Consider the following 17,353-nt stretch of genomic DNA (forward strand, 5'->3'; position numbering starts at 1 on the left):
GGAATTAACGCAGATGCTCACCGATGTACTCGTTAAAGTTGAGCTTGTTGTCTTTGTTGCTGTCCAGATAGCCAAATGACTCGTCGACATAGTTATCGATTTGTGTGTAGTAGCCTTGCCAATACTCAACATCCGCCTTACATTCCACAGGAACTTTATCTTGTTTGTATGACTCTTTAAGTCGCTTAACATAATTACCGGCCTGAGCTTCATACTCTTTCCGGTCCAGTTGTTTGTCGTTATTTTTATCGGCTTGCTTAAACGAGGCCTGCCAGTATTCGTCGTAAATACGGTTAGCATTTTTAGCGAACTCTTCACGACTTATTTGCTTATCTTTATTGTCATCAAGGTGTTTGAAAGTGTCGATAAGTTCAGGTTCGACCATGCTTAAGGTTTTCTCTGTACATACAGTTGATAGTCCTTCGTTCCAGCTATCTCCTTCAGAGTCCAGTCCACCGGTTTTAAACTCTTTCAGGCTAATCTGGTTGTTTTTATCAGTGTCAAAGAAGTTAAAGATGCTGTCTGTTTCTGTCGATGCCAGAGCGTTGGCAGAAACAAGTGACGCCATAATGGCGAATGATAGTGTGTTAAAACGACTCATATTTTTTCCTCTGTATCCGGCCAGAAAAGGGGGGATGGCCAACTCAAAAATGCCCACTATGTGAACGAATGAGATGGTATGGCAGCCATGGTTAACTTTACGTTATCTCGACCCGCCTTATGTTGCAGAATGTGCAGTATCACTTTCCGGATGGGAAATTATTGTGTTGAGAAAACTGTCTAAGCAACGGTTGTCCGGACCAGAGTCCGGAGAGCGTTGAGGAAGGGATTAGCGGCTAAGCACCTTGTATTTATCGAGTTCTGATTTGTTCATCCAGTGAATATCGCTGGCTGGTGCGGCCTCAAGGGTAAACCAGTAGAACTGTGGGTTAATGCCGATATGACGGTAATAGCTTAAATACTCCTGATGAACTGGATCGGATTTTGCCACCTGACGACCATCTTCACCGTCACTGCTTCCCCAGCTATGTACGCCGATTTGCGGTTCGTTGTCACTTGCCGTCCTTTGGACGCCGGCGAGAAAAAGATCCACGCCGCCACTGGCAATCAGGCCGTTTGCGTTCAGGTGAGTACTTATGCCTTTGTCGTGTATCTGTTTTGATAGCTGCAAATTGGTTTCATCATCAGAACTACCTTCAATGATATCAATGTGTAGCCGGGTAACAGCAGGATAAGCGTCCAGCATATCTTGAAAGGCATCCAGTGAACCGGAGCAGATAATGCCATCCAGAGAAGCTTCGTTGGGGTTGATTACCTCGAAGGTAAGGGGCTTATCTCCTTGTAGCTCAAATAAACCACAATCAGAACGAAACTGGTTGCTCGCTTGATCAGAGCGGCTGCAAGCAGAAAGTAGTACGCAAAATGAGCTAAGCAGAATGATTTTTTTCATGTTGTAATCTGAGTCGGGTAGTAGCTGAATAGATAATTTATGTTAACCCGACGCAGTGAAAGGCAGGTAAACGCCATAAAAGGAGTGGCTTATCACTGCTCTGAAATTGTTTCCGGAATGATATAAATATCTCTGTCCAGTTCAGAGGTGATGGCCGGAACCTTGCCTTCACCGTAATACTTTTCAAATATTTTCTGATAGCTACCGTTCTGCTGTATCTGTTCCAGCCCTTTACGGAACGCATTAATGTATTGAGTGACACCGGGATAACGGTTAGAGAAAACCACATGAGCGGGAATACCCTGAATGGCATCTTCACTCATTTTCCACTCGCTCTTCCCGTCAGGATAAAGCTTATTAATACGGGAAAGCCCGCTGAGTTCAACCATAAAGGCGATATCATTTCTTCCGGCTGCTACCTTTTTAAGCAGGTGATCCATCCGGCTTACTTCCTCCAGATCCAATCCAAGCTCGGGGGCGGAGTTCAGAATGGCCGCATCTGAGCTGCCGCGGATCACTCCCAGCCGGTATGGCAGCAGATCCTGCAGGGATTTAAAGGAGATGTCAGGGAACTTATCTTTCAGGTAAAAGCCAACTACCCGGTAGTAAAACAGAGGGACACTGGTTACAGAGGCATTACGCTCTTGTTCAGGAAAGTTCCATTCCGTCCCTAGCTGAGCCATTACTTTTCCGTCAATAACGTATTTGGTGGATCTGGCCAGAGGATAAAACTGGAACTCCACTTTGTAACCCGCAGCATCATAAGCGGCGGAGACAAGTTCGCAAAACACACCTTTATCCGGCAGCGATTCGTCCATATAAGGGGGATAATTAAAAGCGGACAGAAGGAGCTTTTCAGCCTGTACCGAAAAACTAGTGGCGATAGTCAGAAAGATAATCAAAGCCGGCAGACTCAATATGCTCTTGCGGAACATTGTAGGGTACTCGTTCTATACTGATGTTTTTATTAGTTATTTTCTGCATTCTACAGATTGGCACAGACCCTATGCTATTCGGAGTGATTTCTCAAGGTATTGTGTCTTTGCCGGGTAATCTTGTTGCTTTTCCCTGAAAGGCATCACAAAAATAAGAGTTATAAGCAATGCGAGTCATAACGCATATCACAATATCTTGCACTATAGTTTCTGTGACTGACTCTGTGAAACCCGGAGTTATGCTGAAAGGGAGAGCATGATCATGAGTAAAGTGACACTGACTTTTGTCGGCCATAACGCCAGAGAAATCTCACAACGTTTTTATAACTGGGCAGTTGATGGTGGTCTTGAGGATGAGTTAATTGATGTGTTGAGTGATGAACAGACAGAAGTTCAGGGCATCACCTTTTCAGATGACGAGACCCTTGAGATAGAGGTGAGTTGTCTCTCCAACGAGTGAGTTGTTCATCGGCCACGTGGCTATGCATTTCATACATGGCCATGTCAGTTATTTCATTTCTTGAGCAAATATTTCTTTGTTAGATTTATCGGTAACAAAGGAGTATTTATGAGTAAGAAGTTAGGTGTACTTGGTGGTATGGGGCCAATGGCTACCGTTGATTTCGTAAAAAGAATTGTAGAGAAAAGCCCTGCATGTTCTGATCAGGAACATATGGCTATGATTATTTCGAATAATCCAATTACCCCTGACCGTACTAAATGCATCCTGGAAAACGGTGAAGATCCCCTTAAAGTAATGCTGAGTAATCTGATGTCACTGAAGGAGTCGGGTGCTACTCACGCCGTTATCCCTTGTAATACAGCGCACTACTGGCTGGATAAGCTTAAGAGCGATGATTTGCCCTTTATCAGCATTATCGACAGTGTTCTTAATGAAGCGTGCCGCAGAAAAATGCAGCGTATCGGCATTCTGGCAACGAATGCCACGGTAAAAACTGGCATGTATGCCAATGCCATTGAGACAAAAGGTATGCAGGTTATGCTGCCGGACTCGCAGCAACAAGCCGATGTGATGGAAGGCATATATCAGGTTAAAGCGGGCAACATAGAGCTGGGTAGGGAGCTAATGGAACCTGTATTTGATGCCTTAATTGCTCAGGGAGCCGATGGCGTGATTCTCGGCTGCACCGAGATCCCGTTGGCGTTTGACGGATTCCCGGCTGAGAAAAAACGTCAGGCGCTGGACTCACTGGATCTGCTCGCTGATGAGTGCGTCCGTTACTATTACTACCAGTAATAAGCATTGCCATTACTTTAGTACTCCGATTTTTTTCAGTTTCCTGTAAATGGTGTTGCGGCTCACCCCCAACACCTTTGAGGTTTTGCTGATATTGCCCTTGTTTGCCTGATAGGTGGTAAGCAAGGCATCATCTATGGTGCTTTTCAGGCTTGATTCCGTCTCCTTATCCTTACTCATTCCCACTTGCTCTGAAGTGATATGTTGCGCGATATGCTGCGGAATATGTTCCAGACAGAGTTTCTCCTCGTCTTGTGCAAGAAGAGAAGCCACCTTGATCACATTGTCTAACTGACGAATATTACCCGGCCAGTGGTAGCTCAGCAGAAGTTGCTGAAGCTCATCACAGAGAGACTGGTCAGGTGACGCGTATTTATGGTGAAGGGTTTTAATAAGAGTCAGTTTATCTTTGCGCTCCCTCATAGGAGGCAGGGTAACCACCAAACCGTTCAGGCGGTAATAGAGATCCTGTCTGAACAGCCCCTGTTCCACCATCTGCTCTAAATCTTTATGAGTGGCAGCTATAATTTGAATATCTACTTCGATACTCTGGTTGCAGCCAAGAGGCACTACCTGCTTGTCCTGTATTACATGCAGCAGGCGACACTGTGCTTCCAGCGGCATATCTGCTATCTCATCAAGAAACAGTATCCCTTTGTCAGCCTGACGGATTTTGCCCTTATAACCTTTGCTGTTTGCCCCGGTAAAGGCGCCACCGACATAACCAAACAGCTCAGACTCAAGCAGATCTTTGGCCAATGCGCCACAGTTAACGCTGACAAGAGGGGCGGACTTTCTGCTGCTTTGACGATGCAGAGCCTTAACAAATTCTCCCTTACCGACCCCTGTTTCCCCTAAAATCAGCAGGCTAATCTGACGGTTAATTACCTTGCATCCCTGTTGCCATGCGTGCTCAATTCTTTCATCTCCGTAATGAAGTTCACTGGCCGGCGAATAGGTGGCTCTCTTTATGGCTTGGTTATCAGAAAGGTTATGCAGCCTGAAGACTAAACTGTCAGACTCCTGTTGCAGAAAGTGGTCTACAGGCTGCCCCACAATAGACTCCTGTCTGAGCAGGTGCGATGCCATCTGATTATGGGCAATGATATTGCGGTTATCGTCCGCGATAAGAATACCCTGCCAGCCACTTTGCAGCACCGAATGTTCAGTCGCCAAATCGATACGCAGCATTCCTTCCGGTAATCTGCACAGCATTTCTCTCTCGATTTTTTGCACCATGGTCTGGATAAGATGGCGGGTGTTGTCGTGATGAACCTGCTGCTCACTGGTGATATCCAATACGGCGACCAGTTTACCTGTGTGATCGAATACCGGGCTGGCTGAACAGCTAATAAAGCGGTGCTGATGAATAAAGTGCTGATCACCAATAATGGAGACCGGCTTCTGTTCTACGATAGCGGTGCCTATGGCGTTGGTTCCTTTAAGGTCCTCTTTCCAGCAGACACCACTCTCCAGTGCAATGGTAGTCAGCTTGCTTTTAAACTGCTTCTGTCCCCAAGAGGCAATCACCACGCCGTCTGCATCGGTCAGAATTAAGCGACTGTCGCTTTTGGCAAATAGCTGGTTAAATAGGGGGCGGGCATATTGTTCAGTTATCTCTATTAACTGCGCGTGTATTTGCCGGCGTTCAGAGAGCTGTGTCCGGGCCACCCGTATCTCTTCAGGCAGCCTTCTTTCCCTCAACCCTGCATCACTGCTTCGCTTCCATGAATCGTGTAACCAGTTTGTCGATTTGTCCGTTTGTAGCTGCATAACTGTTCCATTTTGTAGCAGTTTTTGTGTGCCATTCCGGGACAGTTGAACAGTGATATCACCGTTTGTGTTCCTCAAAATCAGCGAATGGCCAAATGTAAATGAATTGTAATCATAGTGTTATCGGGTGGTTGAGGCAAATCGCAATGAGTTGGCCTGTGATTTGCGTTAAGAGATAGGTCAGCCAAGGGAGCTGATAAACGGAACACCCTAAGTAAGGGATGATGTAACCATTTAATTAAAAAGGGAAATTTCTATGATCTATGCTCAGCCGGGAACAGAAGGTTCTGTCGTTCAGTTTAAGCCATCTTATAACAACTTTATTGGCGGGGAGTGGGTAGCTCCTGTGGGCGGAGAATATTTTGATAACCTTTCTCCGGTAAACGGTCAGGTTTACTGCAAGGTGGCTCGTTCAACAGAAGATGATATCAACCTTGCACTTGATGCAGCCCACGCTGCCAGAGAATCATGGGCCGCGACCAGTGTTGCTGAACGATCCAATATTCTGCTAAAAATTGCTGATCGTATCGAACAGAATCTGGAAGAACTGGCCGTCGCTGAAACATGGGAAAACGGCAAGCCGGTTCGCGAAACTCTGGCGGCGGATTTACCTCTTGTTGTTGACCATTTCCGTTATTTCGCCGGATGTATCCGCGCGCAGGAAGGTTCAGCGGCAGAGCTGGATGTCAATACCGCAAGTTATCACTTCCCGGAACCTGTCGGGGTAGTAGGCCAGATCATTCCGTGGAACTTCCCGATGCTGATGGCGGCGTGGAAGATTGCACCGGCACTGGCAGCAGGCTGTTGTATTGTACTTAAGCCAGCTGAGCAGACGCCAACATCAATATTGGTGATGCTGGAAAAAATTGCCGATCTTCTTCCTGCCGGTGTTCTGAATGTGGTCAATGGTTTCGGCCATGAGGCGGGGCAGGCGCTGGCTACCAGTAACAGAATTGCTAAGTTAGCCTTTACCGGTTCAACGGAGATTGGTCATCATATTCTTAAGTGCGCTGCTGAGAGCCTGATCCCGTCAACGGTAGAGCTTGGCGGTAAGTCGCCAAACATTTACTTTGCTGATGTGTTCGATCATGAAGACGAGTATCTGGAAAAATGTATCGAAGGTTTGTTGCTGGCGTTCTTTAATCAGGGCGAAGTGTGTACTTGTCCGTCACGTGTACTGGTTCATGAGTCCATCTATGACCGCTTTATTGAAAAAGCGATAGAACGTGCAAAAACCATTCAGCAGGGTAACCCGCTTGATACCGGCACTCAGGTAGGTGCACAGGCTTCACAGGAGCAGTTTGATAAGATCCTGAGTTATCTGGAAATCGGCCGTCAGGAAGGCGCTCAGGTTCTGGTTGGGGGTGAGCCGGCTACTCAGAAAGAGGGCTTAGATGCAGGCTATTATATTCAGCCGACCATGCTAAAGGGTGATAACTCTATGCGGGTATTCCAGGAAGAAATTTTTGGTCCTGTTATTGCTATTACTACCTTTAAAGATGAAAAAGAGGCACTGGAGATAGCCAATGATACTGAGTATGGTCTCGGAGCTGGTGTATGGACCCGTGACAGCAATCTTGCCTACCGGATGGGACGTAAGATCGAAGCGGGCAGGATCTGGGTTAACTGCTACCACGCTTATCCGGCTCATGCTGCGTTTGGCGGCTATAAGAAATCAGGTATCGGCCGTGAAACTCATAAAATGATGCTGGACCACTATCAGAACACCAAAAACTTGTTGGTCAGCTATGATGTTAACCCGCTGGGTTTCTTCTGACCGACAGCCTGATAAACAGTAACCCATAGACTCTCCGCGCCGGCAATGGCGCGGAACAAGTATTAGGTTAAATCTATCCGATAAAAGCAGCTATGCTGCTTTTATTTATTCTGAAATAATAATAATTGTATAAAATGATTAAAATATATTAATAATTATATTTTTATTTAAATGGTGGTAAATTTACTATTGAAATTATTATATGTTTTATATTCTTCTTTAATATTGATATATCATTATTGATATATATCACGTTTAATATTTTTATTACCTACAAAATTATAATCACCACTTGAGATGTAATCCTTAAATATTATATCGTTTATATTAATATTCAGGCAGGCCTCTCAGTTTTGAACAACACACGGTTTATAGCTTTTTGCTCTGTCTGCTGCTGTTTTCCTGTCAGGGTGTATGTGATAACTATGGAAAATATTGTTTCTTTCCCCAATGAAGATTATGTACTGGATACCATAGCGGAACATTGCGATATTGAACGCAACGCGCTAAAAGTTCATTACATGTTCAAGTACCATATTCTAAGCTTTCATGGCCATGCTTTCGCTATGATTATTGATGGACGACTGGCCCTTAAGTTTGGTAATAACAAAATGCTTCAGCAACGGCTTCTTCTGGCTGGAGGTCAGGAGGTCTATGACTATTCTGAAGTGACCAAAAAAATGTCTTACTACTCAATCCATGAAGACTGTTTTACTCTTATCTCTATTGAGTGTCTGGAACTGGTTAAAAAGGTCATGTATTACTGGTATAACTTAGGTGAAGCGCCTAATGTTCCGTCAATAAATAAGATGATTAATATAACTAAGACACTGGCGTTATCGCTAAATAATATTGGTGTTAATAGCGTTGATGATTTGATGAGTATGGGTTCTTATCAGGCGTACAATAAGCTAAAGGCAACGGATCCAGATATTCCGGATAGCTACTTTAGCCGTTTAGAAGGTGCGATAACTAATAAACATTATATGTTTGTGGAAGAGTTTTATACTCAGGCTAGTTAACAGTAATAAACAAATCCGCCGTGCCAAAGATGGTACGGCGGAGTTATCCAAATAACTTTTCTTATCAAAACATACTACGTTTCAGACCGGTTTTCTGCAGTATCCGGGCAGAGATTTCTTCTACGGAAAGGGACGAAGTATTGATATACGGGATTGCCTCTCTGCGGAACAAGGTTTCCACTTTATCCAACTCGTCCTGACACTGTTGCTCACTGGCATAAGTGCTGTCAGCAAGACGTTCATTTCTTATTTCAGACAATCTGTGAGTGTCTATAGTCAGGCCAAACAGCTTATGACGGTATATCTCGAATACCGGCGGTAAACGCAGCTTTTCCATATCCTCACTGATAAACGGATAGTTAATTACCCTGACTCCAAACTGAAGTGCCATATAGAGGCTGGTAGGGGTTTTACCGCTGCGGGAAACGCCCAATAGAATTAGATCTGCCTCTTCAATATTCTTCAGGGAAATACCGTCATCATGGCTTAAGGTGTATTCCACAGCAGAGATACGATCATAGTAGGCTTTTTCATCTTTACTAACACTTCTTGAGCGCTGCAGTTTGGGTGTCGCTTCTAACTGAAGGTCTTTCTGGATTGGTTCCACCAACATACTCAATACGTCGTATATGTTTGCATCAGCTGTCATAAGAATCTCTTTCACTTCGGGAACAACAGTGGAAAGAAATACTACAGGTTGTGATCCGGTTTCCTTTTTTGCCTGATTTATTCTTTGAACTACCTGAAGAGCTTTTGTAGTATTTTCGACAAAGGGAATCGTTTGCTCGTTAGCTATAAAAGGAAATTGGCCTAATACAGCATGTCCTAATGTTTCACATGTAATGGCCGTTCCATCAGAAACATAAAACACGTCACGTCTTTGGTTTAAAGTTTGCATATTTTGTTGAATCTTTCAAAAATATTTTATATTTGTATAAGAATAATACCGATAGTAACACCAGGCAAATCGGTTTTTGGTCTGTCCTCTCATAATTGGAAATTTGATGTCGGCCAAACGCTCTTGCTGTCCCCCCCTACACGAGATGCTTAGTAAAGCTCAGGAGAAAAATGTGAAACAGAACGTACTTTGGTTCAACACTCTATCAATGAAGGATGTTGATAAGGTTGGCGGAAAAAATGCGTCACTTGGTGAAATGGTCTCAAACCTGGCAAAGGCCGGAGTGTCTGTCCCTAATGGATTTGCGACTACCTCATATGCTTTTAATCAATTTCTGGATTTTGAAGGCCTGGATGAACGGATTCATACCATTCTGGATGATCTGGATGTAGAAGATGTAGTGGCTCTGCGTAAAGCCGGAGAGACCATACGTAACTGGGTACTGGATGCTCCTTTCCCACCGTCCCTTGAACAGGATATCCGCGAAAGTTATAGCGAACTTCTGGCCGGAGACGACTCAATCTCTGTTGCCGTTCGTTCCTCCGCGACGGCAGAAGACCTTCCTGATGCCTCTTTTGCCGGCCAGCAGGAAACTTTCCTCAATGTATGTGGAATAGACGCCGTTCTTGAAGCGACTAAGCATGTATTTGCCTCTCTGTTTAATGACAGAGCTATCTCTTACCGTGTGCATCAGGGCTTTGATCACCGCGGTGTTGCCCTGTCAGCCGGTATTCAGAGAATGGTTCGCTCTGACAAAGGTGCATCAGGTGTGATGTTCACCCTTGATACAGAATCTGGCTTTGATCAGGTCGTGTTTATCACCTCTTCATGGGGCCTTGGTGAAATGGTGGTTCAGGGTGCAGTAAACCCGGATGAGTTTTACGTACACAAACCAATGCTGGAGATGGGTAACCATCCGATAGTGAAAAAGACCATGGGTTCTAAGCTGACTAAGATGACCTATGGTGACAGCCGTGAGCTGGGACGACAAGTTTCTATCTGTGATACCACTGAAGCAGAACAAAACAGCTTCTCGGTTACTGAGCAGGAGATCATCTCTCTGGCGGCTCAGGCGGTCATTATCGAGAAACATTACGGTTGCCCGATGGACATTGAGTGGGCGAAAGATGGTGTTTCCGGCGATCTGTTTATCGTTCAGGCTCGTCCGGAAACCGTTCGTTCCCAGGATGATGCTAACGTTGTAGAGCGTTTTCAGTTAAACAAAAAAGCAAACGTTAAAGTGGAAGGTCGTGCCATCGGCCAGAAGATTGGAACGGGTCCGGTAAGGCTGGTTAAAGATCTTAGTGAGATGGAACTGGTTCAGCAGGGTGATATTCTGGTAACCGATATGACAGACCCGGACTGGGAGCCTGTGATGAAGCGGGCGTCTGCTATTGTGACTAACCGTGGCGGACGTACCTGTCACGCAGCGATCATCGCTCGTGAGCTCGGCATTCCGGCCATTGTCGGTTGTCACGATGCAACGGAAAAACTGGTGGAAGGTGAGAAGGTCACTGTTTCTTGTGCAGAAGGGGAGACCGGCTTTGTTTACGAAGGTGAGCTTGAGTTTGAAGTACGCCGCTCCGCGATTGATGAGCTGCCACAACTTCCGGCTAAGGTAATGATGAACGTGGGCAACCCTGACAGGGCGTTTGACTTTGCCTGTATGCCTAACGAAGGTGTCGGTCTTGCCCGTCTTGAATTTATCATCAACAAGATGATCGGTATTCATCCTAAGGCGCTGCTGAACTATGACGTTCAGTCTGAAGAAGTGAAAGCCAAGATTGATGTGATGATACGCGGTTATGACAACCCGGTAGAGTTCTATGTTGCTAAACTGACGGAAGGTATCTCAACCATTGCCGCGGCATTCTGGCCTAAGCGTGTGATTGTGCGTATGTCTGACTTTAAGTCAAACGAGTACAGCAACCTGATTGGCGGTCAGGAGTACGAACCACACGAAGAGAACCCGATGCTTGGTTTCCGTGGTGCATCACGTTACGTCTCTTCTGAGTTTGAAGATTGCTTTGAGCTGGAAACTCAGGCGATGAAACGTGTGCGCAATACCATGGGTCTGAAGAATGTTGAGATTATGATCCCGTTTGTCCGTACACCAAGTGAAGCGGCATCAGTCATCGATCTTCTGGCTAAGTTCGGCCTGCGCAGGGGCGAAGATGGCCTTAAAGTGATTATGATGTGTGAACTTCCGTCTAACGCAGTGCTGGCGGATGACTTCCTTAACTACTTTGATGGCTTCTCTATCGGCTCAAATGATATGACTCAACTGACCTTAGGTCTGGATCGCGATTCAGCAGATATCGCCCATATATTTGACGAGCGTAATGCAGCCGTGAAAGCCATGCTTAAACTGGCTATAGATGCTGCAAAACGTGCAGGAAAGTATGTTGGTATCTGTGGTCAGGGGCCATCGGATCACCAAGACTTTGCTCAGTGGTTGATGGATGAAGGTATTAGCTCTGTCTCCCTCAACCCGGATACAGTCGTCGATACCTGGATATCTCTGGGTAAACAGCTAGATAAATAACAGAACAGAGTAACCCCCGTTAAACAGCGGGGGTTATTTTTTTTGTGGGGACAGGCACCATTATCACCATTATCAAAATAAACATATCGAACCAATGATAAGCTTTTGCTAATTGGTAAGAGAGAGGTCTAAACGGGTGGTTAGCCAGCAAGCTGATATCAAACTTGAACAGATTTATCGAGTGAATGGAAATAGACAGATCTTGGGTTAACTATGTAAAGGATGCTTCCAGATTGTTCAGTAGCGGGGCTTAATTTATCCGTCCAACCTAAAAAGGTGAACTCGTTTTTTGTTGAGTTTGTGTTTTGCTGATTCTGCCTGACAAATGCAACCAACCGCGGTGCTACGGTAACGTTCTAGTTTAGTACATGCCTTTAACCACTTGGTCTGATTAATGTTTAGGCGTTGCAGAATGGGTGGGAGAGAAGAGTCTAAAACGGCTTTGTTTTCGCGGTATTGTCTGGCCGTCCAGTCAACCAGCTCAATATAATCCATAAGCCGGAAAGGAATGCCTTCGAGCGTTTTATTTTTCGGGTTACCGACAAATGGGTGGAGACATGGTGCAGTTTCCAGGCCGCTTGTCAGTGCCTCTAACCTAGCTTTGATAGAAGTGTATTCCGACGATTCTGGTGTATCTGCTGCTCCTGCCCGAAGCGGGTTTAGATCAACATATGTCATGGCAGCTATTAGGGCTTGTTCATCAAGCAATGCCTGACTTTTAAAACGACTCTCCCAGAAATGCCCTTTGCAGTTATCTTCTTGATTTGCCCGGCAAGCGATATCAAAGTTAAGCTCTTTCATAAACCAGCTCAGGCTCCACAGCCGCTTTCGCCAGCTTTCAATAATCGCAGATGCAGCTAGCTTTTCGGCATCTCTGCTCAGCTTTCCTGCCAGCCAATTCTGGACTAACGAAGGGAGTTTATGAAGTTGTTGCCAGCGCTTAACGACAGCTATTTTGTTAAGCTCTAAGGCCTCTTCTTTATTGATATGAAGAACAAGATGATAGTGATTACTCATCACAGCATAAGCACAAATATCAATACAAAAGACCTGCGACAATGCACAGATTTTATGTTCAATCCAGTCTCTGCGATGTTCGTAGCTTTTGTGAGTTACTGGGTCTTCGCCGCATAGAAAGCTGCGCCTGACACAGCGGGAAACGCAATGATAGTAAGGTGTTGCTTCAGGAGAAACGAGTTGTTTTCTTGCTGTTGTCATAGGAAGTCACCGAATCAAGAGAACAAGCCTAAATTACGCTTTTGATTTTCAACAGCAATCAGGTCGCAGTGGGATTACGATCGATGTATCAAAGGGTAATACTAAGTTCATACTTTACGGTGTGTGTTGAGATGGTCACTCCGCAACCGGCATCGCAATGTGCCAAGATTGAAGTGTTACAGCGACAATCTAACGGAGTGACCATTATGAAATGTAGTGTTATTAGTATCGATTTAGCAAAGAATGTCTTTCAAATTTGCGCACTCAGTAACGAAAGAACAGTCTTGTTCAACAAGAAAGTAAAACGCTCTAACTTGCTGCATGAGCTACGACAGTTCGAACCGACTCTGGTCGTTATGGAAGCCTGCTACTCTTCCAACCCTTGGGGGCGTCGTATTCAGAAGCTCGGCCATACCGTTAAGTGTATTCCTGCTTTTGCGGTGAAGCCGTTCGTTATTGGCAATAAAAACGACAACAACGATGCACTGGCAATCGCTGAAGCCTCATTCCGGCCAACACTGCGTTTTGTTCCCATCAAATCGATTGAGCAACAAGATGTTCAGTCTCTTCATAAAATCAGGGAGTTACTCATTAAGCAGCGTGGTGCTTGGATGAACCAGCTCAGGGGATTACTTGCCGAGTATGGTGAAGTACTTCCCAAGGGCATTGCGCATATAAAACGTCAGTTACCTTTAATTTTAGAAGATAACAGCAATGAACTGACGCCTGTCTCGCGTGGTTTTATCACCAGAATTGCGCTTAATATTCGCTTATGCTCTAAGCAGATTAAAGACATCGAAATAGAATTACAGCATCTTCTTGCCCAGCGAAATGACTATCAAAGGCTGCTTAATGTTCCCGGAGTTGGGCCGATAGTGGCCTCAGCACTTCTGGCTTATATCAATGACATTGGTTGCTTTAAAAATGGCCGCCAGTTCGCCGCCTGGGTTGGATTAACGCCTCGACAATACGCCAGTGGAGATATCAACCGGCTGGGTAAAATCAGCAAACGGGGAAACCGGACACTCAGAAAGCTTCTCATTCATGGAGCGCGAGCAATACTAAGCAGAAGCTCGGGCAAAGACGACCGCCTCAGCCAGTGGATGAATGGCTTAAAAGAGCGTATGCACCCATGTAAATGTACCGTAGCTTTAGCTAATAAGCTTGCTCGTATTATCTGGGTGGTATTAGCAACGAAAACAGAGTTCCAAGCTTCTAAAGCATGTGCTTAGTTAGCAACACAAAATACTGAAAACCAGACAACAAACAGGAAACGGTAGCAACACAGTTAATGAAAAAACGGCATTCGCCCTGTTTAGAACCTCGTCGAGGACAACTGCTTGATAGTGAAAGCATAGTGTGTGTAACAGGCAAACAGGGCTCTTGAATCTCATTAGGGCGCTTCGCACTAAAGCGAAACAGAGACGCCGGATATATGTCAAAAGACCGTATTCTTAACTGATGCCAATACCATTAATCAGGTGAATCTTATGTAACGGACAAACGACTATGGCTTTGTAACTAACAAACCTTCAATCTTTACTTGATTGGAGTGACCATATATGTCCCCGTTAAAAAGAGTTCATACTTTACGGTGTGTGTCCCCGTTAAAAAGAGTTCATACTTTACGGTGTATGTCCCCGTTAAAAAGGGCACTATCAAAACATTATGGAAAAAACTGTACTAGTCTCCATATTGAGTCGTCAACGTTAAACAGGTCCTGAGCTATGTTGTTAAAGCCTTTATTTGTTTGCTGGTTAACCGCATTTATCTGTGCTGTGTTTCCATCTCTTCTGATTGCAAAGGAAGTAATCAGAATTGCCTCTGGCGACTGGGCCCCTTACTTATCACAAAATCTTCAACATGGTGGTCTGGCGACAGATATTGTCCGGCATGCCTTCGCCCGTGTGGGTGTTGAAACTGAGTTTGGTTATTTCCCCTGGAAGCGCTCCTATCGTTACGCTGTGAATGGCAAAGGAGAGCATGGTGAGACGTGGCATGCCACCTCTCTATGGCTTTATTCCGACGAGAGAAACAAAGAGTTGGAATATAGTGATGCCGTTATTGAAACTCAGGAGGTTCTGTTTTATCTGAAATCTGATCCCATTATCTGGGAGAACGACAGTGATCTTAAAGGCTTATTGGTCGGTGGTACAGAATACACGCCTTACCCCAAGTTTGAAGGGTTGCAAAAACAGGGTATTTTGAAACTGATTCGAGCCGGTGATGATGACAAGTCAATGCAAAGGCTGATATTCAGAAACCTAGACGCAGTAATTATTATGAAAGAGGTCGGTTTCTACTATTTGCAACACCGCCTTGATAAGGAACGCAGAGAACAGATCGCTTATCTGCCTAAGTCTGCACAGGACAGAAAAATGTATCTGTTATTTTCAAGAAACCGCCCTGAGAACCAGAAACTGATAAAACTTTTCAATAAGGGATTGAAATTGATTAAACAAGAGGGCAGATATGAGGAGTTATACCAGAAGTTCAGAGAAGGCAACTATAGCCATATCGGGCGGAAGTAAGCCAGAGGTCAGATTTATCCTATAAGATGATTTTCCCTTTTGAATTACCCGCAGAGACCTATAAGGGAAATCTATGTCTGAAAACAGTTTCGATTCATCGGTGGTTACCGGAAACAAAAACAATAAACGACTCTCCATTTTGCTGAAACTGTTGCAGTTTGTCCGTCCATATAAGTTAAGAATAGCTGCCGCGCTTATTGCACTGGTTTTTACTGCTTCGGTGATGCTTTCTGTGGGGCAGGGGGTAAGAGTATTAATCGATCAGGGCTTTGCCCAGCAGTCGCTGGAGCAGCTCAAAAATGCGGTGCTGTTTATTTTTGTTGTGACTGTCCTGATTGCAGCCGGCACTTTTGCCCGTTTTTATCTGGTTTCATGGCTGGGGGAGCGGGTCAGTGCCGATATCCGTAAAGCGGTGTTTAACCATGTAATTACCCTGCATCCAAGCTACTTTGAGACTAGTGGTAGCGGTGACATTATGTCCCGTCTGACTACAGATACCACCTTGCTGCAAAGTATTATCGGTTCTTCATTTTCTATGGCGATGCGTAGTGTGCTGATGTTTATCGGTGCGCTGGTAATGCTGTTTGCCACTAATATTAAGCTGACCTTGATTGTTCTGGCGTCTGTCCCTTTTATTTTGCTGCCGATTTTGATTTATGGCCGCAGAGTGCGGGCGTTGTCGAGGAAAAGTCAGGACTCTATGTCAGATGTCGGCAGCTACGCCGGGGAAGCCATTGAGCATATCAAAACTGTTCAGAGTTATGTGCGCGAGTCGCAGGAGAAGGTCTCTTTCGCACAAGAAGTAGAAGCTGCCTTTCAGGTGGGACGAAACCGCATACAGCAGCGGGCAACCCTGATTGCCGGTGTGATTATTATAGTCTTCGGCGCTATTACCGGCATGCTCTGGGTCGGCGGTAGTGATGTCATTTCCGGACAGATGAGCGGCGGTGATCTCGGCGCTTTTGTGTTTTATTCCATTTTGGTGGCTTCTTCTCTGGCGACCATTTCTGAAGTGTTGGGTGAGCTGCAACGTGCAGCGGGTGCAACAGAGCGTCTTATCGAAGTGCTTCAGGTTGAGAGCCATATTCTTGCACCTGTGGAAAATGCGGCTGACGCATCAGCACTGAACGCAGAAATTAGCTTTAGCGATGTTAACTTCTGCTATCCGTCCCGTCCGGCTCAGCCGGCAATCGCTAACCTTTCCCTGAAGGCAGAAAAGGGCAAGGTGTTGGCTCTGGTTGGCCCTTCCGGTGCGGGAAAAACCACGCTGTTTGAGCTGTTACAACGATTTTATGACCCCCAGTCCGGCTCTATTGAGTTTGGCGGCACCGATATTCGTCAGTTGGATCCTACCGACCTGCGCAGACAGATGGCACTGGTTCCTCAGCAACCGGCGCTGTTTAGCAGTGATGTTATGCACAATATCCGCTACGGTAATCCTCAGGCATCTGATGAAGAGGTGATAGAGGCAGCCAAAAAAGCTAACGCTCATGAATTTATAATGCAGCTTCCTGAGGGGTATGGCAGTTTTCTGGGTGAACGGGGAGTCCGGTTATCCGGCGGGCAGAAGCAGCGTATTGCCATTGCCAGAGCGATTCTGAAAGACCCTCATATTCTTCTGCTGGATGAAGCGACCAGTGCGCTGGACAGCGAGAGTGAACACCATGTTCAGAAAGCACTGGAGCAACTTATGAAAGACCGCACCACGCTAATTATTGCCCACAGGTTGTCGACCATACAGCATGCTGACAAAATCGCTGTGCTGGATCAGGGGCAACTGGTCGCAACGGGTGATCATCAGACACTAATGGAGGATTGCGAACTTTACCAACGCCTTGTGGAACTTCAGTTTAAGCACCTGCAACACTGACCCCCTAAGCAGGTAACCAAAGCTTAACTATAGTTTGCATACAGTGGCACAAGTTTAAAAGTTTACCAGGAGAGAG

General features: G+C 45.5%; 14 protein-coding genes. 8 read left to right on the forward strand and 6 right to left on the reverse strand.

Annotated elements, in window-relative coordinates:
• Window positions 1–4: 4 nt before the first annotated feature.
• The 3 genes from PK654_RS06235 to PK654_RS06245 all read right to left on the reverse strand — a co-directional run bounded on the left by PK654_RS06235 (window position 5) and on the right by PK654_RS06245 (window position 2,385).
• A complete protein-coding gene (locus tag PK654_RS06235; protein WP_271698335.1) occupies window positions 5–601 on the reverse strand; it encodes an EF-hand domain-containing protein in 597 nt (198 codons plus the stop codon).
• Window positions 602–829: 228 nt separating this feature from the next.
• Window positions 830–1,450: an alpha/beta hydrolase gene (locus tag PK654_RS06240; RefSeq protein WP_271698336.1), complete on the reverse strand. Its 621-nt coding sequence runs from the start codon at window positions 1,448–1,450 to the stop codon at window positions 830–832.
• A gap of 92 nt (window positions 1,451–1,542) precedes the next feature.
• Complete coding sequence (locus tag PK654_RS06245; RefSeq protein WP_271698337.1) at window positions 1,543–2,385, reverse strand: substrate-binding periplasmic protein; 843 nt, start codon at window positions 2,383–2,385, stop codon at window positions 1,543–1,545.
• A 262-nt stretch (window positions 2,386–2,647) separates the two neighbouring features.
• Here PK654_RS06245 and PK654_RS06250 point away from each other — a divergent pair, with 262 nt between their 5' ends.
• Window positions 2,648–2,845, forward strand: coding sequence for a hypothetical protein (locus tag PK654_RS06250; RefSeq protein WP_271698338.1), 198 nt, complete (start codon window positions 2,648–2,650; stop codon window positions 2,843–2,845).
• Window positions 2,846–2,953: 108 nt separating this feature from the next.
• A complete protein-coding gene (locus PK654_RS06255) occupies window positions 2,954–3,643 on the forward strand; it encodes an aspartate/glutamate racemase family protein (RefSeq protein WP_271698339.1) in 690 nt (229 codons plus the stop codon).
• 12 nt (window positions 3,644–3,655) lie between these two features.
• On the opposite strand, the gene PK654_RS06260 is transcribed toward PK654_RS06255, so the two are convergent.
• Complete coding sequence (locus PK654_RS06260) at window positions 3,656–5,416, reverse strand: sigma-54-dependent Fis family transcriptional regulator (protein ID WP_271698340.1); 1,761 nt, start codon at window positions 5,414–5,416, stop codon at window positions 3,656–3,658.
• Window positions 5,417–5,672: 256 nt separating this feature from the next.
• Between PK654_RS06260 and exaC the strand changes: the two genes are divergently transcribed.
• Window positions 5,673–7,193, forward strand: coding sequence for an acetaldehyde dehydrogenase ExaC (gene exaC / locus PK654_RS06265; RefSeq protein ID WP_271698341.1), 1,521 nt, complete (start codon window positions 5,673–5,675; stop codon window positions 7,191–7,193).
• Between the two features lie 425 nt (window positions 7,194–7,618).
• Window positions 7,619–8,215, forward strand: a complete 597-nt coding sequence (locus tag PK654_RS06270; protein WP_271698342.1) for a TfoX/Sxy family DNA transformation protein — start codon at window positions 7,619–7,621, stop codon at window positions 8,213–8,215.
• Window positions 8,216–8,279: 64 nt separating this feature from the next.
• Here PK654_RS06270 and ppsR read toward each other — a convergent pair whose 3' ends face one another.
• Entirely contained in the window at window positions 8,280–9,113 is an 834-nt protein-coding gene (gene ppsR, locus PK654_RS06275; protein ID WP_271698343.1) for a posphoenolpyruvate synthetase regulatory kinase/phosphorylase PpsR, read from the reverse strand.
• A gap of 145 nt (window positions 9,114–9,258) precedes the next feature.
• Here ppsR and ppsA point away from each other — a divergent pair, with 145 nt between their 5' ends.
• On the forward strand, window positions 9,259–11,658 hold the full coding sequence (gene ppsA / locus PK654_RS06280) for a phosphoenolpyruvate synthase (protein WP_271698822.1): 2,400 nt from the start codon (window positions 9,259–9,261) through the stop codon (window positions 11,656–11,658).
• A 255-nt stretch (window positions 11,659–11,913) separates the two neighbouring features.
• Here the strand turns inward: ppsA and PK654_RS06285 are convergent, their stop codons facing one another.
• Window positions 11,914–12,876: a transposase gene (locus PK654_RS06285; RefSeq protein WP_271698344.1), complete on the reverse strand. Its 963-nt coding sequence runs from the start codon at window positions 12,874–12,876 to the stop codon at window positions 11,914–11,916.
• Between the two features lie 206 nt (window positions 12,877–13,082).
• On the opposite strand from PK654_RS06285, the gene PK654_RS06290 reads away from it, so the two are divergent.
• From PK654_RS06290 to PK654_RS06300, 3 genes are all read left to right on the forward strand, one after another.
• Window positions 13,083–14,108 carry an IS110 family transposase gene (locus PK654_RS06290; RefSeq protein ID WP_271698813.1) on the forward strand — a complete coding sequence of 342 codons (1,026 nt, stop codon included), beginning with the start codon at window positions 13,083–13,085 and terminating at the stop codon, window positions 14,106–14,108.
• 495 nt (window positions 14,109–14,603) lie between these two features.
• A complete protein-coding gene (locus tag PK654_RS06295; protein WP_271698345.1) occupies window positions 14,604–15,407 on the forward strand; it encodes a substrate-binding periplasmic protein in 804 nt (267 codons plus the stop codon).
• A gap of 73 nt (window positions 15,408–15,480) precedes the next feature.
• Window positions 15,481–17,277, forward strand: coding sequence for an ABC transporter ATP-binding protein/permease (locus PK654_RS06300; RefSeq protein ID WP_271698346.1), 1,797 nt, complete (start codon window positions 15,481–15,483; stop codon window positions 17,275–17,277).
• Window positions 17,278–17,353 lie beyond the last annotated feature (76 nt).

This window comes from Vibrio sp. SCSIO 43137, from assembly GCF_028201475.1.
Lineage (GTDB): Bacteria > Pseudomonadota > Gammaproteobacteria > Enterobacterales > Vibrionaceae > Vibrio.

What these genes read in the sequence shown, in the direction of transcription:
- PK654_RS06260 (WP_271698340.1), bottom strand. Translation starts at nt 5,416, where the DNA reads ATGCAGCTACAAACGGACAAATCGACAAACTGGTTACACGATTCATGG.
- PK654_RS06270 (WP_271698342.1), top strand. Translation starts at nt 7,619, where the DNA reads ATGGAAAATATTGTTTCTTTCCCCAATGAAGATTATGTACTGGATACC.
- PK654_RS06255 (WP_271698339.1), top strand. Translation starts at nt 2,954, where the DNA reads ATGAGTAAGAAGTTAGGTGTACTTGGTGGTATGGGGCCAATGGCTACC.
- ppsR (WP_271698343.1), bottom strand. Translation starts at nt 9,113, where the DNA reads ATGCAAACTTTAAACCAAAGACGTGACGTGTTTTATGTTTCTGATGGA.
- PK654_RS06290 (WP_271698813.1), top strand. Translation starts at nt 13,083, where the DNA reads ATGAAATGTAGTGTTATTAGTATCGATTTAGCAAAGAATGTCTTTCAA.
- PK654_RS06300 (WP_271698346.1), top strand. Translation starts at nt 15,481, where the DNA reads ATGTCTGAAAACAGTTTCGATTCATCGGTGGTTACCGGAAACAAAAAC.
- PK654_RS06295 (WP_271698345.1), top strand. Translation starts at nt 14,604, where the DNA reads ATGTTGTTAAAGCCTTTATTTGTTTGCTGGTTAACCGCATTTATCTGT.
- ppsA (WP_271698822.1), top strand. Translation starts at nt 9,259, where the DNA reads ATGCTTAGTAAAGCTCAGGAGAAAAATGTGAAACAGAACGTACTTTGG.
- exaC (WP_271698341.1), top strand. Translation starts at nt 5,673, where the DNA reads ATGATCTATGCTCAGCCGGGAACAGAAGGTTCTGTCGTTCAGTTTAAG.
- PK654_RS06235 (WP_271698335.1), bottom strand. Translation starts at nt 601, where the DNA reads ATGAGTCGTTTTAACACACTATCATTCGCCATTATGGCGTCACTTGTT.
- PK654_RS06245 (WP_271698337.1), bottom strand. Translation starts at nt 2,385, where the DNA reads ATGTTCCGCAAGAGCATATTGAGTCTGCCGGCTTTGATTATCTTTCTG.
- PK654_RS06240 (WP_271698336.1), bottom strand. Translation starts at nt 1,450, where the DNA reads ATGAAAAAAATCATTCTGCTTAGCTCATTTTGCGTACTACTTTCTGCT.
- PK654_RS06250 (WP_271698338.1), top strand. Translation starts at nt 2,648, where the DNA reads ATGAGTAAAGTGACACTGACTTTTGTCGGCCATAACGCCAGAGAAATC.
- PK654_RS06285 (WP_271698344.1), bottom strand. Translation starts at nt 12,876, where the DNA reads ATGACAACAGCAAGAAAACAACTCGTTTCTCCTGAAGCAACACCTTAC.